This is a genomic window from Parazoarcus sp. PS-13 R2A (assembly GCF_057621855.1).
In genome coordinates this window covers 1-17,711 of sequence record NZ_JBYEXN010000023.1, presented here as the reverse complement: position 1 = coordinate 17,711, position 17,711 = coordinate 1, and the positions used below count along the sequence as shown (strand labels likewise).

The following is a 17,711-nucleotide window of genomic DNA, read 5'->3' as shown; positions in this document are numbered from 1 at the left end:
GGCTTAGCCCAGGGCGTAGTCACACACGCGGCGTCGCACCACATCCCACGCATACTCGCGTCGGACAAAATCGAGGAGCCGGGAGCTTTCGGCACTTCGTGCTTCGAGATCCATCGCCAACAACCTCGTGGCCATGCCAAGGAGTTGATCCAACGACTCGAACGCGTACTCGGGACCTGGCAGGTACTCAAGCACCCCATCCACCCGGTTGCAGATCACCGGCACTCCTTCTCTCAGGCCCTCGAGCAGCGCATTGTTGGCGGTCGCAAAGGTGAGAGGCAGCAGCACGAACAGCGACCGGGAAATGAGGGTCTGATAATCCTTGGCGCTGAGACGACCGTGGCAAATCACATTGGGCGCATGCCGCAACTCGCCGAGCTTCTCGTACTTCATGCCAACGAGGTTGAAATGTAGCTCCGGCAGCGCCACGGCGAAGCGACGGATGATCTCCGCCAGCAAATCGTAATCGCGGTAGTTGTCGCCCACTACCGTAATCGCGGGCAACGGCATAACCTCAGCCCGCCCATCGCCGTCAGAACACCAGGTGCCGTGAGGAATCTTGGTTACACGACCAGGAAAGCGACGCTCGAAAACCGCCTGTTGCTGCGACGTGAGCACGACGAAACGGCTGACAAAGCGCAGATTGAAGCGCTTGAGTTTCAGGAAAACCGAATCGTTACGCTCGAACCAGTAGTCCTCGCCCAAATGGAGGACGTATACAACCTTTTTTCCAAACAGTCTCAAGATGGGTGCGGAGATATAGGCAGTCTGTTCGGGGTAAAAGATCACCACTGCCCGGTAACGCAACGCACGGTATATCGTGACCAAATCGTTCAACAGAAAATTCAGTTTCCGCTTACCCGACCCGACACTCGCACCTCCTCCCCAAAGGCGAGCACCATCAACGTAATCAGCTGCAGAACTGACCAAGTGATGATATCCGGACTCATCGTCATGATGGTCCCACTTAAATCCAGAGAACAGTACGCCTGAATTACGGCTCATTACGAACACCTTCAAAGTAGTTGACCACTCGCAGACCGTTCACCTTCATGAAGAGCACGAGCGTCCAACTCTTGCCCCACGATTTCGAACGGGCGGCCAAAGAAGGCCGAGCATTACCTTTGCGCGAAGTACCGATTCGGTCATGAATTTCGTTCAGAAACGGAACCAACCAATGACTTTCTCACGTCATTAGGCTTACCAAGCCCCGCTACCTGCATGCGTGCCCCCGAATCCATCGTAGAGAGCAGGCTCTCGGCAAATTCGCTTTGAAGCTGAAATGCAAAATCTGAATTGCGCTCAATGCTCGATACACGGAACACCAGTCCATCCGGAATCAATCCCTTTAAGCCATAGTCAAGCTCCACCATTCGGCGCTGAAACCCACTTGAAATGGCAACATCACCTACTGTGGTCCAGTAAGTGAGCGGTTCAAAGCGCGAGCCAGCTCGGGTTTCCATACGAACGACCGGTATATCTCCATAAGGGGTGGGCAACAGCCCGGCTTGGGTGGATGTCACGGTGAAGCCCTGGGCGGGATAGCAGAAATCAGGCTTGTGTGCCTGCAGGCCCCCGCGCTGATCCTCTCCGTAGGCGACGGACAGCATGACGTGTTGGCCGGCCTGGTTGACGTAGACTCGATTGATCACTTGGGAGTAGAGCTTGTCCAGAAGCACGCTTGCCTGGGGATTGATGACCTCGACCGGCGTGCTGTCGAGACGTTGCCACCCTTCGAAACGATCCGGGAGCATGGCTTCAAGATCGAGTTTGGTGCCCAGATCGGAGAGCTTGATGACCGGCTTGAAATGCTCTGCCACCACGAGGGCGAGCATCATGATCACCGCAAGTGCGATGGCTACGGGCAAACTGAGCGCTTTCATGCCGGCACCCCTGCAACCACCTTGCGATGGCCTGTAATGACGCGCAACAGCGCGTCAACAGAGATGATGATCAGCAGGGCCGTAAGAAAGAGCACCATGCCGGCAAAGCCATGAAGAAAGCCCTGTCCTGCTTCGTCACCAAAATGATAGGTAATCAGCGTAAGCACCATGACCCTGACGACATTCGCAGTAAAGGAGATCGGCACGATCAGGACCGCAAGTGTGATGTTGCGCAGAAGCGAGGTGTGCCTCACCACGTTCAGATAGAGCAGGCCGAGCGATTCGAGCGCGAGCAGCGTCTGCAGACCGGCACAGGCGTCGGCAACGAGGAGTTTGTACTGCCCGATCTGCAGAATGACGCCTGCGCGGGCGATCGGGTATCCAAGGGCGAACAGCGCATTCTCGGCGACGTAGGACACCGCAATCTTCATCGGCATGGTCAGGGAGTCCACGACGGGACCAGGCAGCGGGACCAGAAAGAACAGGAAGAAGACCGGGAACCAGATCTGCTTGAGACTGTTTGCGCCTCGCAAGAGCAGAACCGTGCCAATTAGTACCGGGAGCAGGGAGAGTGCCTGCGCACCATCAATCCCCTGCGATCGGCCGAGGATATAGAGGACGCACCCACCTGCCAGCAGAGGCCAGCCGAGTGCAGGCACCGGACGGTCGTCGTTTGAAGAGAATGCAGGCCACTTCCGGTAGATCAGCCAGACCGCAATGGCGAGCACCATCGGGCCATGAACCTGCTCTTCCGTTGCCCATATGCCCGCCGAAAAGTCCGCGACCATCGGGACGTACATGAAGCAGAGGCCACCGAGCACGATGAGCCACGAAGCGTATGTGCGAATGTCACGCGTTGGCATTCTGCACTCCGGCGTCAGCCTCGCGGCGTGTGCATGCGCTCGGCGAGAGGGGGGCTTTCAAGAGATCGCCCTCATTGATTGTTGAGAATCGACCCGATGACCGTGCAGCCGCCATGGCGCAGGCTGTCTGCATACGTGCGCAGGTTCCGGCTGCCCGTCTGATCACGCCGTGCGACCATGAGCGCCGCCCCTGCGCGGGCGGACAGTGTCTGCCCATCTGCATATTCGCTGCCGGGCGGCGTATCGAGGATGATGACGTCGAACTGTTCGCCAAACTGGGCGAGCAGTTGCGGCAGCAGCGGACGGGCGAGAAGCTCCTGGGGATTGGGCGGGGTTGAGCCTGCCGGCAGAACCGAGAGCCCGAGCAGCTCGGGAATACGCTGCAGCGCATCGGGGCTGCTTCTACCGGAGAGCAGCGTGGAAAGCCCCGTGCGATTCTCGATACCGAAGAGGGTGTGCTGCGAAGGGTTGCGAAGGTCTGCGTCGATCAGCAATGTGCGTTCGCCCAGCTGACTGAACACGACTGCCAGATTCGAGGCGAGCCAGGATCGACCCTCACGGCGGTCGGGACTGACGATGGCGAGCGTCTTGCGCTCGTGCGCAACGTCGAACCAGCGCAGCATGAGCTGGCTGCGCAGGGCACGAAGTGCCTCGACCTTGAGCGAAAACGGTTGATAGGCGGCAACCACTTCGGTGGCGACCGAGCTTTGGCCGGACTGCAGGTAGGGGTAGTCGAACTGCTGCGACAGGGCAAACTGGATGTCGGCCTCACTCAGAAGTCCGAGTGTTTTGGCGGCGTCGCCGAACATCATGCCCTGTTCGCGCTGAAGGCGAAGAATGCGCTCGGCATCCGCAGGCTTGAGACGTCCGGTGTCGATCAGAATCGCGCCGATGGAACGCCCGGCGGGCGCTCCGTTACCGGCAAACAGCTGGCTTGCGTCATGGATCATGTTCATGCGCCTTCTCCTGCCCCGGCGGCTCTGCCGGCGGCGTTGCTGATTTCAGCGAAATTGAGTGCTCGGACTTCAGGCAGCATTTGCAGTCCTCCAGCGCCAGCCTTTCCTGCCCGGGTTATCGGGGGGGATGGAGCCGAGAACGGGCAACCCAAGTTCGTTGAACAGGTCGTCAGCAGAGCGGATTCGAGCGTTGATCAGTTCGAGCAGGAGCGCAACACCGCAACCCAGAGCTGCGCCGAATACGCAGGCAAGCAATGCGTTCAGCAGAAGCCTGGGACTGGAGGGTGACGACGGGACTGTGGCCGAGGTCAGCACTGCGATATTGGTCTGTTGCGTCTGACTTTCGAGGTTGGTCTGCATCAGCCGCTGCGTGACCAGATCGTAGGCATTCTGTGCATTCTCGACGTCGCGCTGCAGCACTGCGATACGGTCTCTGTGCGCCTTGAGTTCAAGCAGGCGGGCCTTTTGCGCTTCGACCGCGGACGCGATGTCAGCCTCGCGCGCAATGCTGATGCGCTCGCTTGTGCCCAGCGAGCGTGCGATGCGTTCAGTTTCGATTGCAACGCGCTGGCGCATCGACGCCAGCTCGGCATCGATTCTCGCCAGATCCGGATGGTTGGGCCCCAGCCTGCCAATGACCTGTTCGCGCTGCGCCTCGATACGTGCGACATCGCCCTTGAGCGACGACACCAGCGGGCTCTGCACTACCTCGGGAAGGGATTCGGCCGAGCCCGACTGGCTTTTCCGCGAGCGGCTGTCGACCTTCTGACCCTGCACGGTGACAAGCTGACTCGACAGCTCGGCCATTCGCGCACTTTCGACGTCGAACCGCTCGTCCGAAGCCACGATGCCGTGTTCCTGCTGATAGTCGGAGAGCTTCTTGCGCGCGATCTCGACCTCGTCGCGGAGACCCTGTGTGCGATCGTTAAACCAGCTTGCATACTGCTTCGCCGGCTCGACCTTGAGTTCCAGCGTCGTTTCGATATAGGCCTCGGCGAAGGCATTCGCGATGGTTGCGGCAAACTCCGGATCGGCTGCCGTGTAGCTGATTGAGATGACGCTGCTTTCGCGGGAGGGCCACACGTCGAGCCCCCTGCGCAGCGAATCGCCCAGCCACGCCTGCAGCGAACCGACGCCTTCAGTGGCCTCCCGCCAGCGCTCCTGGAAAGCCGGCAGGCGATCCATGCCGGTTCTGGAGACAACCTGCTGGGCCACACGGCTCGACGCGATGATGTCCACCTGTGTTGAGATGTAGCCCGACATGGTCTGACCGGATGACGACGACGCAAGCAGCGGGTCGCCACGACTGCCATTGACGACCACGGAGGCGTTGGCCGTGTACTTCTTTGGCAACGCGAGGCTGACGCCCATCACGACCACGACGACGCCCACGAAAATGGCAACCACCGTCCATCGCCGCGCCAGAAGAATCTGAAAGAATTGCTGAAAAGTCATGTGCGGTCCCCTGGTCAGAACAGGCTTTCCTTTACGTAGATGACGTCATCTACCTGGAGCAGGTCGTCGAGTTCAGGCTCGATCACTTTCAATACGCCATCCGCGCCACGGCGGTGAACTCGAAGCCCCCGAATGGTGCCGCGCACCGTCGTACCGCCACCCACGGCCAGCCCCTGCATGACGCTCATGCCGCGCTCGAGGCGAAACGCGCCTGCACGCTGAACCTCGCCGTAGATGTAGAACACGGGGGCTCGATGAACATAGATCAGGTCGCCCCCGGATACGACAGCATCGTTTGCAAGATCGCCATTCATGAAGAGTGCGGGAATGTCGATTTCGCGACGGATCTGCTTTCCTTCACGAACGCCCACGAGGACGACCGTATCTGCACCGTTGGCCGAGATACCCCCGGCGATGGCGAGCATGTCGGTGAGTCGCAGGTTGGCCGTTTCCATCGGGAAACGCCCCGGACGATTGACCTGGCCAAGCACCGCGACCTGGTTGCCACGGATCTGCACGGGAAGGACATTGACCTGGGGCATGAGAACGAAACCGCCTTCGCGCAAGCGGGTCGCGATGGTGTTCTCGGCCTTGGTTGTACTCTGGCCGCCGACGGCGATCGAGCCGATCAGGGGAAAGGTGAGCGTGCCGTTTTCCGACACCCGGGTCTCGGTCGTAAGGTCAGGGTTCTGGAACACCGTGATGCGCACGATGTCTCCGGGCCCGAGGACATACTCCCGCTCTGCCGCGGCCGACGCCACGCCAATGAAGCCGAAGACGAGAAGCAGCAGTGTGGCGAGGAAACGGGATGGAGAAGAGGTCATAGTTTTCGTATCTCGGCTCGGAAGGATTGAACCAGTTGTCTTGAAACCGCCGGCACATCAGTTCCGGCATCGGGGCTTGCAGGGAGCCCCACCATGGGGCGGAATCTAGTTGAGACCCGCAGCCCCCTTCTCCAGCGCAGAGCCCGAACCGGCAATCGACCCGGCGGTCTCGGGAAGCGGTTCGGGCGCCGCAACGCTGCCGCCGTCATCGGCCGCGGCGGCGACGGTAGCAAACTCGCCCACGTATTCAATCCTGGCGATCTCGCGCAGACGCTTGAGTTCGGCCTTGGCCAGTTCGACCTTGGCCTGATTGAGCAGATATTGCTCGATGAAGGGCTGGGCCTTCGCACGATCGATCGGCTCATCACGGTAGCCGGTAAGAAACAGAATCAGGGCGCCGTAAGGCGTGCGACTGACGGCCGCCTGCCCCGTTTCAAGCTGCACCAGTCCGTTGAGCACTTCCATGGGCAACTGCTCTGCAGGCTTCGTTCCGTCACCGGCAGTAAACGGAATGCTCTTCTCGGTCAGCCATCGGGACACCTCCTCAGGCGTGCTGGCCCCCCGGACGGCATCCCGCAACTCCGTGTAGCGCTCAGCCGGAATGCGAATGCTGAGCTCGCGAAGATCATAGATGCGGCGCTTGGAAAAGAGGCCCGGATTGTTCTCATAGAACGCGCTGACTTCCGAGGCGCTGGGACGACCGCCAAAACCAGCCACCTGGTCGGCATAGGCCCGCGCCAGGATCTCGCGCCGTGCGGACTCGATGGCCTCCATAACCTTGGGCGTTCGATCGAGCTTGCGCTCTTTCGCCTGCTGAACCAGCAGCTCCTGATCGATGAGGCGCTCGAGCGCAGCTGCGCTGGCCTGCTTGACCTGATCGGCGGGCACATTTCCGGAGCGCATCAGCAGGGCATTCAGCTGATGAACGGAAAGCTCTTCCTTGTTCACTTTGGCTGCGACCTGAGACGCCGGCTTGGAGGCGCTCTTTTCAGCGCCGCAGCCCGACAGCAGTCCGATGACAATCACGGCAAGCAAGGGCGCCACTCGAACGGGTTGGAACATTAACTGACCTCGGATTTAATAAACCAGGCTTATCGAACTTCACGCTGACAACGCTCTCGTAACGTCAGCTTAACAGTCCGCCGTTTAGCGTCGATGACAGACTTCACATTCCGGAATCATGTTTCACAACGCCCTCCAGCCAACTGAAAGCAAACTTCGGGCCGACACGACCGAATCGTGCTGCAATGCAGCTATATTCAAGGGAAGGGTCGCGTGACCGGCCAGGAAGCACGCACCAAAAAGGCAAGCCGTACGCACTTTGTTTTGCAGCGCAACATAACAACATCATGAAAGCGCGTCAAGCTGATGGCATCACGCTGCAGAATGCTGATTCACGAGCACCGCATATGCCATCAGGCACTGACAGGGTGCATAAAGCAGAAAAATGCACCACCGTGGAACCAGACTCGAGGCATCAGAAGGCAAATTTCCCGGACAACCAGATGGATGTCGCCTTGTAATCGCTGGCAGCGACCGCAGACGATCTTCGAGACCGATCCAGACCAACACTCAAACTGAGCGCGCGCATCGCCTGGTAACTGAGGTTGAATCCATAGGTGGTTGTACGATAATCGCCTGCATCCACGAGGCCATCGTAGCCAAGCTCCGGGTCACCACCGTAATCACGAGTACGGACATCGAAGGTGCCCCCGAGGCGGAGTTTGTCGGAGATCGCCCACGTTGGCGCAATGGAAACAACGCGCGTAACCGCATAATTCGCCACCAGATCTTCTTCGGCACCGATCTCCCGCCGCCACGAAAGCGTCACTGCAGTTTTGGCCGTTGGCACCCACTGCAGGGCGAGACGCCCGGTATAGCCCTGAAAGTCCCGGTTGGGCGCCGAGTCATAACTACGGTCGGTGACACCGAAATAGCCTGACAGGCGCAACGCCCCGGTCAATCGCCAGTCACCTGAAACACGCACATCACGCTGCTGGTAGTCGCGAATCGAGCCCGTTACGTCGGCGCGGTTGGGGTAGCGACCAACGGTCTGGCGCGCGGTAAACACCACACGATTACCCGAGGAAGGACGGTAGGTGACGTTCACATCCACATCCCGACTATCGAGCTCCGACTCCGGACTGGCATTGTCCAGATAGCTGTAGCTCAACCGCGAAGCCCCAACCCCTACAGCCCAATCAGGATGAAACCAGTAGTTTGCGCTCGCGGCGGTACGCACATTGCGACTGATGGTCTGGTTTGAGCCGGCCGTATCGTCAAAGTCGGTCATCGCTTCGCTGTAGCTGTGACTGAGCGCCCCGCTCCACTGATTGCCCATCTGCCAGTCCCACGCCAGTCTGAGCCGGGGCGCACTGTAATCAAGGTCATCGTGAACCGCATAGGCCGAATGCGTGACTGCGAGATCGGCCTGCAAGCGCTGGCGACTGTATACACGGTCGAATGCCGCCGTAACGGCCGTCACACTGATGGTGTCGCCACGCTCACCGCCCTCCGGCTCCTCGCCATCTGCAAGTCGATAGAGGTTGTCATCACGGGTGACAGTCTGCGACACACCGAAGTTGATCGCATCGGCCTCATCAGCCCAGGCCGGCGCATGCGCCACGACCAGCGCTGCGAAGGCTGCGACCTGAACAGCTCCGGTTCGATAATTGCTTGTCGTATCTGCCATGGCTCCGGAGTGTATCGACTCCCCTGTTACATTCTCGAGTGCGCTGCACAGCCTTCATCCTGGTGACATCTTCAGCCTGCAGACTCTCCCGGATTCTGCACGAGCCACCCCCTCAAGTCACGATGAACATACTGCATAGCATCAAAACGATGTGTCGGATTATTTTACACTTCACCGTTTTTGACACCGCATGACATTCGTTTGCGAATGTTGTCGCAGTGCACAAGCAACTGATCGGGATCGCCTTTATTCCAGACGCCCTCGCCGCGGGCACAGTTTGTGCTTTTTATCTCTCAGCGCTGACTGGTGATCAACAGATCTTCATGGCACGGCGCCAACAGCACGATGGTCGTTAATACCCCCGAACCCCATCAGGAGATTTTATTCATGAAGCTCAAAAAATCAGTCGCAGCCCTCGTTCTTGGATTGAGCCTCGCGGGTAGCGCCAGCGCCGCAGTCTATGATCTGGGCACGATCACTCCGGGCACGGTCCTCAGTGACTTCAGCAGCACCTTTGCTTCCGGAACCAGCTTCACCGACACCTGGAACTTCTCGATTGCCACCCCTCTCGAGTCAGCCGGTTGGATCTCCAACGTGATCCTGGGAACGTGGTACAACATCACGGGCCTGAGCGCGAGCCTGTTCACGTCCAGCGGTATCGAGCTTTACGACCTGAACGCGAATCCGGCGAGCACGGCCGACACGCTCTATGGGACGGGCACGTTCGCAGCCGGCGACTACTACTTTGAAGTGTCCGGTACCGCAACCGGACCGAAGGGTGGTCTGTACGCATTTTCCGTGACCACTCAACCGGTGCCGGAACCGGGAACCTACGCAATGATGCTGGCCGGTCTCGGCTTGATCGGCGCAGTGGCCCGTCGCAGGATGGGCGACAAAGCCTGACGTTCGGAACCGCCGCAGATCGTTCATCTGCGGCTAGCTGAAACAAGCGGATCGCGGCCAGCAACCGGGCCGCGTCTGCACTTTCCCCATCCGTGTCCGTACTTCATTACCGAAAAGGCCAAGCACGGCGCCAAGAGCACCCCTTCCACACCTGCGCAAGAACTCGCAATGCTATACTCTAAGCATGTTGCATAGCAGCAATGACTAGGAATAATGCATATGTTCGCGGCCATCGACAGACAGAACGTACTCCGTAGAAGCAGCTTTACACTGACGAGTGCGATCGAGGCATTTCTTGACCCTGCGATCATCGTTTCCGTGCTGCTTTGCAGCGCACTTTACTTCAATGACCGCATGGGTCCTCACTACCTGATACTTTGCGCGCTCTCTTTCGCGCTCAGTTTTCCGGGTAACGTCGCCTTTCATGAAATACCGCGCAGGATGCTGCGCAAGCAATTCTCCAACTGGTTGCTGTTCGTCGGCATCCTCGGCACCTTTGGGGTGGTGTCCGGTTACGTCCATTACTTTCCGCAGGATCTGCTCCTGAGCTGGGCTGTGATTACGCCGTTCGCGCTGATTGGCAGTCATGTGCTGGTGCGCTCCACGCTGCCGCGCGTCATCTCCATGGGGCAAAACCAGCGGGTCGCAGTGGTTGCGGGCGTGAACGACATCGGCATTCGCCTGACGCAGCAGTTTCGCGACAACCCCTACCTGGGCACGAAGGTGCTGGGCTTCTTCGACGACCGCAGCAGCGACCGTCTGCAGCCGACGAATGGCGTGCCCATCCTCGACACGATGAGTCGATTGGCCGAGTTTGTTAAGCGCCACCACGTCGAAGCGATCTACTTGGCGCTTCCGATGGCAACCCAGCCGCGCATCCTGCAACTCCTCGATGACCTGAAAGACACGACCGCGTCGATCTACTTTGTGCCGGACATTTTCGTGACCGACCTGATCCAGGGTCGCCTTGACAGTGTCGGGGGCATGCCGGTCGTTGCGGTTTGCGAAACGCCGTTCACCGGCTTCAGCGGCGTGATCAAGCGTGCATCCGACGTGTTGCTGTCAATGCTGATCCTGCTGATGCTGACGCCGATCATGGCCGCGCTTGCGGTCGGCGTAAAGATGTCGTCCCCCGGCCCGGTGATCTTCAAGCAGCGCCGTTACGGGCTCGATGGAAAGGAGATTCTTGTCTACAAGTTCCGCTCGATGACGGCCACCGACAACGGTGCGGTGGTGAAGCAGGCCACCAAGAACGACCAGCGCATTACCCCGTTTGGTGCCTTCATCCGCCGTACCTCGCTGGACGAGCTGCCGCAGTTCGTGAATGTGCTCCAGGGCCGCATGAGCATCGTCGGCCCGCGTCCGCACGCGGTGGCGCACAACGAGACCTACCGCAAGCTGGTGAAGGGTTACATGGTGCGGCACAAGGTGAAGCCGGGCATTACCGGCTGGGCGCAGGTCAATGGCTACCGCGGCGAAACCGAAACGGTGGACAAGATGGAAAAGCGCATCGAGTACGACCTCGAATACCTGCGCAACTGGTCGCTGAGCATGGACCTGTGGATCATCATCAAGACCGCGCTGCTGGTCATCAAGGACCGCAACGCCTACTGAGCGGGCAGCTCCTGCGGAGGGAGGCGAGACTCATGCCACCGCGCCTTCCGCACCCAGCGCCGGCAGCACCAGGCGGAACACCGCCCCCGGGCCGGTGTTGCGCAGTTCGATATAGCCGTGGTGCTGGCGTGCCGTCTGATAGGCCAGATACAAGCCGAGCCCGGCGCCACTGCCAACGGCGCGTGTGGTGAAGAATGGCTCGAATACATGCTGGGCGATGGCGCTGTTGATGCCCGGCCCGGTATCCGCGATTTCCAGCCAGGCCATGCCGCCCGAGCAGCCGGTGCTGCAGCGAACCACCCCACCCTTTCCGGCCACCGCCTTGACCGCGTTGTCGAGCATCTCGTCGATTGCGACGGCAAGCCCGCGCGGTGAAACCATGGCGACCGCATTGGCCTCGCACGACACGTCGAACTCGACCTCGGCCGGAGCGCTCGCCTTATAGGTGAGCAGCACCTCGTCGACGATGCGATGCAGTTCGGTGGGCTTTGGCTCTTCTTCGGCACCACCTGCGCTGCAGCGCAGGGCTTCGACGATGCGGTGGATTCGATCCAGCCCGGTGCGGGACTCCGTCAGCAGTTGGGGCGCGTCTTCGCGCACGAAATCACGATCGGCGCGCTCGCAGGCGCTATTCCATTCCGCAGCGGATGCACCCTCGGCAACGAGCCTGTCGGCGACCTCACTGAGCTTCACGAGCTGCTCGCAGTAGCCGCCCAGCGCATTCAGGTTGCCACCGATATAGCCCAGCGGGGTGTTGAGTTCGTGCGCCATCCCCGCGGCGAACTGGCCGAGGGCGGCCATTTTTTCGGACTGGACGATTTCTTCCTTGGCCGCCTCGAGGTGGCGCACCGCGTCCTGCAGGGCGGCGGTGCGCTCGGCGACACGCTGCTCGAGTTCGGCCTTGGCCTTGATCAGCTCGGCATTGCGTTCGGCCACCGTGGTGTAGAGGGTGTGCACGGCGCTGACCAGTGCCCGGTTGGCGGGGTCGGCCGTGCTTGCATCATGGTCATAGGCGTCGGCCGCGCTGGCGCCATCTTTCATGGCGTGCAGCTGACGTGACATCGACATGTCGATGCCGAGGATGTGAAGCGCAAGCCAGCTCGAGACGTAGCGCAGCAGCTCTGTGAGGACGCTGCCCTCACCGGACGCAATCGCAGCCGCGAGGGAGTCGATCTGCGAGGCGAACTCTGCATGCGCCGCACAGTGTTTCTCGAAGTGGCGGCGGTCGATGCCGCGCTGCTTCATCATTTCTTCTTCGGTACGGAAATGCAGCAGCGCATAGCGCCCGAGGCCGCCCATGACATGGTCGAGCTCGGCAGCTGACAGGCTGTGTCCGGTCGCAAGACGTGCACCGAGCTGATTGACCAGGCCGACCAGCTTGAAGTGCTGCTCGTCGACTTCACCGAGACCTGTTTCGAAATAGTCGGCCCAGATGAAGGGGCCGTCGGATGCAACGTGTTCGGTGCTCATGTCTTTCCCGTTTGGTAGGTGACTAGGCAACAGAGACGATGACGGCTCGCCCCTCCGTGCGCTCGAGGCGCAACAATTGCTCGATGATCGCGTCATCGATGACGAAGCCCTTGCTCAGCAGCAGGTATCCGTCCGCGTGGATCAGATCTCTGGCCAGCACCATGCCGGCCTTGAGCATTGCGGGGCGCAGCCGTTGCTCGCTGTTCGCGCGCTCGGTTTTCAGGGACACGCCGACGCTGACGAAGGCATCGACCACGGAAGGGTCGTAGCGCTTGCCGCGGTTGGCGACGATGAAATCGAGGGCGTCCTTGGGGCTGAGCGTGCGCCCGACCATGGTGCCGAGCTGCAGCGAATCGAAGGCATTTGCCACCGCGAGGATGCGAGCGAGGCGCGGAATCGCCAGACCGGCACTGCCATCGGGGTAGCCGGTGCCATCGAAGTGTTCATGATGGGCGCGCACGACCGAAGCGGCTTCGCGCAGCGGCGAAATGCCCATCAGCAGGGTTTCGGCGCGGGTCGGATGCGTCATGACCACGCTGCGCTCTTCAGCATGCAGCGTGCTGTAGGGTTTTGCGAGGAGCTCGTCGGGCAGGCCGATCTTGCCCATGTCGTGCAGCATGGACGCGAGCACCAGGGTTTGCTGCTCGGCATCGCTCACGCCCAGCTTGCGTGCGATGTTGCGCGCGATGTCGGCAACGCGCCGCCCGTGCCCCTTGAGAATCGGACTGCGAGACTCGATCAGCTCGCAAAACACTCGCACGGTGCTGGTGTAGGACTGGTGCAGCTCGCGATGCGCCTTGTCAGTGGCGGAGAGCGCTTCGCTCAGCTCCTTGGTGCGAGCCTGGACCCGTGCCTCGAGCTCGGCGTTGAAGTGCCGGAGCTGCTCGTTCTGCTCGGCGATCGTCTGCGTCATGCGCTCGTTCTCGAGCTTGAGATACTTGCGTTCGAGTGCGTCGCGGACCAGCAGCTTCAGTTCGTCGTCTTCCCACGGCTTTGATACGTAACGGTAGATCTGGCCACGGTTGATGGCTTCGATCGTGGAGCTCATGTCGGCGTAACCGGTGAGCAGGATGCGCACGGTATCGGGCCAGCGCTCGCAGGCCGTGGCCAGCAACTGCGCACCGGACATGCCCGGCATGCGCATGTCCGACAGGATCAGATCGACCGGTTCGGCTGCAAGCAGCTGCAGCGCTTCGTCGCCGCTCTCCGCGGTTAGCACCCGGTAGCCCTGCGGCCGGAACAGCCTGCGCAGGCTGGACAGGATGTTGGCCTCATCGTCTACCAGCAGCAGGGTGGGCGGCTGAGGGGTCTCGACTGCGGGGACGGGCGTCGTGGTCATGTGTTGTTCCCGTTATCGGCGGGCTTGAGGGTGTCGGGTGCAGATCCGGGTTGCGGGGCCGACGGCTGCAGTTCCGATAGCGGCAGCTCGATGGTGAAGGTGCTGCCCTGCCCCGGCACGCTGGTGGCAAAGAGCCTGCCGTGGTGCTGACGGATGATGTCCTGCGCCAGCGACAGCCCGAGCCCGGTGCCCTTGCCTGCGCCCTTGGTGGTGAAGAAGGGTGCGAAGATGCGATTGAGGATGTCGGGGGGAATGCCGCTGCCGGTGTCGGTGATGCGGATGAGCACCTTGTCGCCCTCGACCGCCGTTACGACGGTGATCGTGCCCTGGTGCTCGATGGCCTGCGCCGCATTGGCGAGCAGGTTGAGGAACACCTGGTTGATCATCGAGGGCACGCACCAGACTTCGGGCAGCTCGCCGTATTCGCGGATGACCTCGGCCTTGTGCTTGATCTCGTAGCGCAGAATGTTGATGGTGGAGTCGAGCCCGCGATGGAGGTCGGCAAACTGCCACTCCTGCTCGCCGACCCGCGAGAAATCCTTGAGGTCGCGAACGATGCGCTGCACGCGGTCGAGCCCGTCGCGGCTTTCTGCGAACAGCGCCGGAAGGTCTTCGCGCAGGTAACCGATGTCGGCAGCAACATATTGCGCCTCGGCAGACGCCAGCGCCTGCGCCGGATCGTCCGACGCGGCCACGGCATGGTAGGCCGCGATCAGGCTGAGCATGTCGCCGACGTTGCGTTCGAGGGTGCCAAAGTTGGTACTGACAAAGCCAATCGGCGTTTTCAGTTCGTGGGCAACGCCTGCGGCGAGCTGGCCGATGGCGGCGAGCTTCTCCGACTGCACGAGCTGAACCTGGGCTCCTTCGAGTTGCTGGTTGAGGTGCACGGTCTCGGCGAGCTGTGCCTTCAGAACCGCTTCGTCCTGGCGCCACTGGCTGATGTCGCGCAGCGTGCCCAGGATGCGGGCCGGCTGACCGTCGGCGCTGCGCTCGATGAGTTGTCCGCGGACCTGCGTCCAGCGGTATTCGTAGTTGGAGTCGCGCATTCGCAGATCGCAGCAGAATGGCGTATCTTCGTTGGCAAAATGCGCGCTCAGGTGCTGGCGCAGGCGCCCGATGTCATCCGGATGAACATGATTGACGAAAGCTTCGCTATCATCGCCAAAGCCGCCATTGTCGTAGCCAAACAGGGCGTTGAATCGGGGGCCATAGAACACCTTGCCGTTCTGGATGTTCCAGTCCCACACACCATCGCCGCCGCACTCGAGCGCAAGTTGCCAACACGTCCCTGAATCGTCGGCGCCGGACGCCGACCAGCACGATGGCAAGGGGTGCGAGTGAAACCGCGGGGGCGCGGATGCGGCCATTGTTCGTGTTTCCACTTGATGGACATCAGGCGAGGATATCGGCAGCGCAGACTAAAATCCAGATATATGGCATCGCCCGGGAACAAGGAGCAGCAAGCGTGTTCAACAAACTGATGAGTTCGGCAGATGATGAGCAGGGCGTCGCCATCGACCCCGCACGCCTGTGTCCGGGTCTGTTTGTCCGCCTCGACCTGGGCTGGATGGCGCATAACTTCATGTTCAACCAGTTCCGGATCACCTCCGCGACGCAGGTGCGCGAGCTGCAGGCACTGGGGCTGACCACCATTACGTATTACCCCGCGCGAAGCACGGCGCGGCCACTGGATCTTGACGGCGGGGTGGGGTCCGGGGCTGCGGAGGCTGGCGCGGGGACGAGGGGGGAAAGCATTTCTCACGCGGAGGGCGCGGAGGACGATGCGGGGGCAGGGGAAGGTCTGCCTCAAGTGGAGGACGGCTCCGGAGAGACGGAAGACCCGGCTGCGCCGCGCGTGAGTGAGAAGGAGGTGCAGGCACAACGGCTGGCGGCTCGGCGGGCGGAGATTGCGCATTGCGAGCGACGCTATGCGGCGGCAGCTGCGGGGGTAAAGTCGGTGATGCGGGATGTCTTCCCGGCCGGCGACAAGGCGGTGAGCACCGCGCGCAAGCTGGTGGGCGATACGGTGGATGGGCTCGCCGAGGCGGGCGAGATCGTGATCCATCTGATGAACGAAAAGCTGGCCGACGAAACTGCATATTTCCATGTGCTCAACGTGATGGTGCTGTCCATCCTGCTGGGGCGCGAGCTCAAGCTGCCACCGGAGATACTGCGGGTGCTCGGCGAGGCGGCGCTGTTTCACGACGTCGGCAAGCTGAAGGTGCCCGAAACCGTGCTACGCAATGACAGGCGCAACCGTCATGAAGAGGATTTCTTCCGCCTGCACACCACTTATGGAAGCGAGATTGCACGCGAACTGGGCAGCCTGACCACGGCGGCCTGTGACGTGATCGAGTATCACCACGAACGGATGGACGGCAAAGGCTACCCCAAGGGACTGAGCGGGCAGCACGTGCCGCTGCTTGCGCGACTGGTGGGCATCACCAACCATTACGACAACCTGTGCAATCCGCTGAGCCTCGACGCGGCCATGACGCCGGCCGAGGCGCTGACCCACATGTTCCGTAATGAGAGCGAAGCCTGGGACAAGGCCATGCTGCAGGCTTTCATCCGCCTGCTCGGAGTCTATCCGCCGGGATCGCTGGTACAGCTGTCGAACGGAAACATTGCGCTGGTGGTGGCTGTGAACCACGCCGACCTGCTGCGCCCCTCGGTGATGGTGTTCGACCCCTCGATACCGCGCGAAGAAGCGCTGGTGGTTGACCTGATCGAACATGCGGATGTTGAGATCGACGTGGTGCTCAACCCGCGCGAGCTCGATCGCGCTGCGCTCGCCTATCTGTCACCACGACGCAAGATGAGTTATTACCACAGCAAACGCACGTAGCAGGCGCGCGCCGGGCAGCGAGGCCTGCCGCTACCTGACGGGGTCGCCGTTGCGCAGGCAAGCGGCGATGGCAGTGGCAATGCCGTCGGCCATGCGCGCCTGTCGCATGGGGTCGCGCAACAGCAGTTCTTCATCCCGGTGCTTGATCACGCCCGCCTCGAACAGCAGCGCGGGCATGGTAGCGTGGCGCAGGACGGCGAGACCATCGTAATAGTGCACCGCATGGGTGGCATCGGCGTAGGGACGACGACGCGCATTCTTGTGCGTGGGGACGAAACCCAGCCGCTGGAGCCGCGCCCCCGCCACGCGCGCGCACAGCAGGCTGCGCGGCAAGTCGGGATTCTCGCGCGAGACGAACAGCGAGTGACCGGCGAATTCGTCGTTAAAGTCGAGCGCCAGGTCGTTCCACGTCCACGGCTGCAGCTCGTGTGCGGACACCGAATCGTGATGGATGGAGATGAACAGCTCGGCACCTTCGGCCGCCGCTTGCGCCGGCCGGGCACGCAGGCTGGGGATCTCGCCGTCTGCGTTGATGACCCGCACCGTCAGCCCGCGCTCACGCAGCGCACTCACCAGCTGCCAGGCCAGATCGCGATTGAACTCGAACTCGCTGCGCCCCCGCGCACTTGTCGCCCCGCTCGCCGCGAGCGTGTGGCCGATATCGACGGCAACGGTCTGCGCCTGTGCCCCTGCCATGAACAGCGCAAAGATGAGACCGGCGCGGAAAAACGTCTGAAGCAAGATGAAAACCTCGGTGCGTGAAAGGCCGCAGTGTGTAACGCCAGCATCGTATACGCCATCCACGATAATCCTTATGCACAGCCGCCGCGAAGCCCGCGCGGATTGTTGCGACGCAGTGCCCAA

Annotated in this window: 15 protein-coding genes; 3 read left to right on the top strand and 12 right to left on the bottom strand. The window is 61.2% G+C overall.

Going from position 1 to position 17,711, the window contains the following annotated elements; genetic code table 11:
- Nucleotides 1-3 precede the first annotated feature (3 nt).
- The 8 genes from AC22G6_RS18035 to epsL all read right to left on the bottom strand — a co-directional run bounded on the left by AC22G6_RS18035 (nucleotide 4) and on the right by epsL (nucleotide 8,673).
- Nucleotides 4-1,005 (bottom strand): glycosyltransferase, encoded by a 1,002-nt coding sequence (locus AC22G6_RS18035; protein ID WP_487367920.1) that lies wholly within the window; start codon nucleotides 1,003-1,005, stop codon nucleotides 4-6.
- Between the two features lie 140 nt (nucleotides 1,006-1,145).
- Nucleotides 1,146-1,883 carry an exosortase-associated protein EpsI, B-type gene (gene epsI, locus AC22G6_RS18030; RefSeq protein ID WP_487367919.1) on the bottom strand — a complete coding sequence of 246 codons (738 nt, stop codon included), beginning with the start codon at nucleotides 1,881-1,883 and terminating at the stop codon, nucleotides 1,146-1,148.
- Entirely contained in the window at nucleotides 1,880-2,746 is an 867-nt protein-coding gene (gene xrtB, locus AC22G6_RS18025; protein WP_487367918.1) for an exosortase B, read from the bottom strand. Before xrtB ends, epsI begins: the two co-directional genes overlap by 4 nt.
- A gap of 71 nt (nucleotides 2,747-2,817) precedes the next feature.
- Nucleotides 2,818-3,702 (bottom strand): chain length determinant protein tyrosine kinase EpsG, encoded by an 885-nt coding sequence (epsG, locus tag AC22G6_RS18020; RefSeq protein ID WP_487367917.1) that lies wholly within the window; start codon nucleotides 3,700-3,702, stop codon nucleotides 2,818-2,820.
- 69 nt (nucleotides 3,703-3,771) lie between these two features.
- Nucleotides 3,772-5,157: a chain length determinant protein EpsF gene (epsF, locus tag AC22G6_RS18015; protein WP_487367916.1), complete on the bottom strand. Its 1,386-nt coding sequence runs from the start codon at nucleotides 5,155-5,157 to the stop codon at nucleotides 3,772-3,774.
- A 14-nt stretch (nucleotides 5,158-5,171) separates the two neighbouring features.
- A complete protein-coding gene (epsE, locus tag AC22G6_RS18010; RefSeq protein WP_487367915.1) occupies nucleotides 5,172-5,981 on the bottom strand; it encodes a polysaccharide export protein EpsE in 810 nt (269 codons plus the stop codon).
- A 105-nt stretch (nucleotides 5,982-6,086) separates the two neighbouring features.
- Nucleotides 6,087-7,043: an EpsD family peptidyl-prolyl cis-trans isomerase gene (locus AC22G6_RS18005; RefSeq protein ID WP_487367914.1), complete on the bottom strand. Its 957-nt coding sequence runs from the start codon at nucleotides 7,041-7,043 to the stop codon at nucleotides 6,087-6,089.
- Nucleotides 7,044-7,458: 415 nt separating this feature from the next.
- Nucleotides 7,459-8,673: an XrtB/PEP-CTERM-associated polysaccharide biosynthesis outer membrane protein EpsL gene (epsL, locus tag AC22G6_RS18000; RefSeq protein ID WP_487367913.1), complete on the bottom strand. Its 1,215-nt coding sequence runs from the start codon at nucleotides 8,671-8,673 to the stop codon at nucleotides 7,459-7,461.
- Nucleotides 8,674-9,060: 387 nt separating this feature from the next.
- On the opposite strand from epsL, the gene AC22G6_RS17995 reads away from it, so the two are divergent.
- Nucleotides 9,061-9,576, top strand: a complete 516-nt coding sequence (locus tag AC22G6_RS17995) for an FxDxF family PEP-CTERM protein (RefSeq protein WP_487367912.1) — start codon at nucleotides 9,061-9,063, stop codon at nucleotides 9,574-9,576.
- Nucleotides 9,577-9,795: 219 nt separating this feature from the next.
- On the top strand, nucleotides 9,796-11,190 hold the full coding sequence (locus tag AC22G6_RS17990; RefSeq protein ID WP_487367911.1) for an undecaprenyl-phosphate glucose phosphotransferase: 1,395 nt from the start codon (nucleotides 9,796-9,798) through the stop codon (nucleotides 11,188-11,190).
- Nucleotides 11,191-11,220: 30 nt separating this feature from the next.
- Here the strand turns inward: AC22G6_RS17990 and AC22G6_RS17985 are convergent, their stop codons facing one another.
- The 3 genes from AC22G6_RS17985 to AC22G6_RS17975 are packed head-to-tail and all read right to left on the bottom strand — an operon-like array spanning nucleotide 11,221 to nucleotide 15,366.
- Complete coding sequence (locus AC22G6_RS17985; protein WP_487367910.1) at nucleotides 11,221-12,660, bottom strand: hemerythrin domain-containing protein; 1,440 nt, start codon at nucleotides 12,658-12,660, stop codon at nucleotides 11,221-11,223.
- 22 nt (nucleotides 12,661-12,682) lie between these two features.
- Nucleotides 12,683-13,999 carry a response regulator c-di-GMP phosphodiesterase, NosR family gene (nosR, locus tag AC22G6_RS17980; RefSeq protein ID WP_487367909.1) on the bottom strand — a complete coding sequence of 439 codons (1,317 nt, stop codon included), beginning with the start codon at nucleotides 13,997-13,999 and terminating at the stop codon, nucleotides 12,683-12,685.
- Nucleotides 13,996-15,366: a sensor histidine kinase gene (locus AC22G6_RS17975; RefSeq protein WP_487367908.1), complete on the bottom strand. Its 1,371-nt coding sequence runs from the start codon at nucleotides 15,364-15,366 to the stop codon at nucleotides 13,996-13,998. Before AC22G6_RS17975 ends, nosR begins: the two co-directional genes overlap by 4 nt.
- Before the next feature lie 98 nt (nucleotides 15,367-15,464).
- On the opposite strand from AC22G6_RS17975, the gene AC22G6_RS17970 reads away from it, so the two are divergent.
- Nucleotides 15,465-16,847: a cyclic di-GMP phosphodiesterase gene (locus AC22G6_RS17970; RefSeq protein WP_487367907.1), complete on the top strand. Its 1,383-nt coding sequence runs from the start codon at nucleotides 15,465-15,467 to the stop codon at nucleotides 16,845-16,847.
- A 30-nt stretch (nucleotides 16,848-16,877) separates the two neighbouring features.
- Here AC22G6_RS17970 and AC22G6_RS17965 read toward each other — a convergent pair whose 3' ends face one another.
- Nucleotides 16,878-17,543 carry an N-acetylmuramoyl-L-alanine amidase family protein gene (locus tag AC22G6_RS17965; protein ID WP_487367968.1) on the bottom strand — a complete coding sequence of 222 codons (666 nt, stop codon included), beginning with the start codon at nucleotides 17,541-17,543 and terminating at the stop codon, nucleotides 16,878-16,880.
- Nucleotides 17,544-17,711 lie beyond the last annotated feature (168 nt).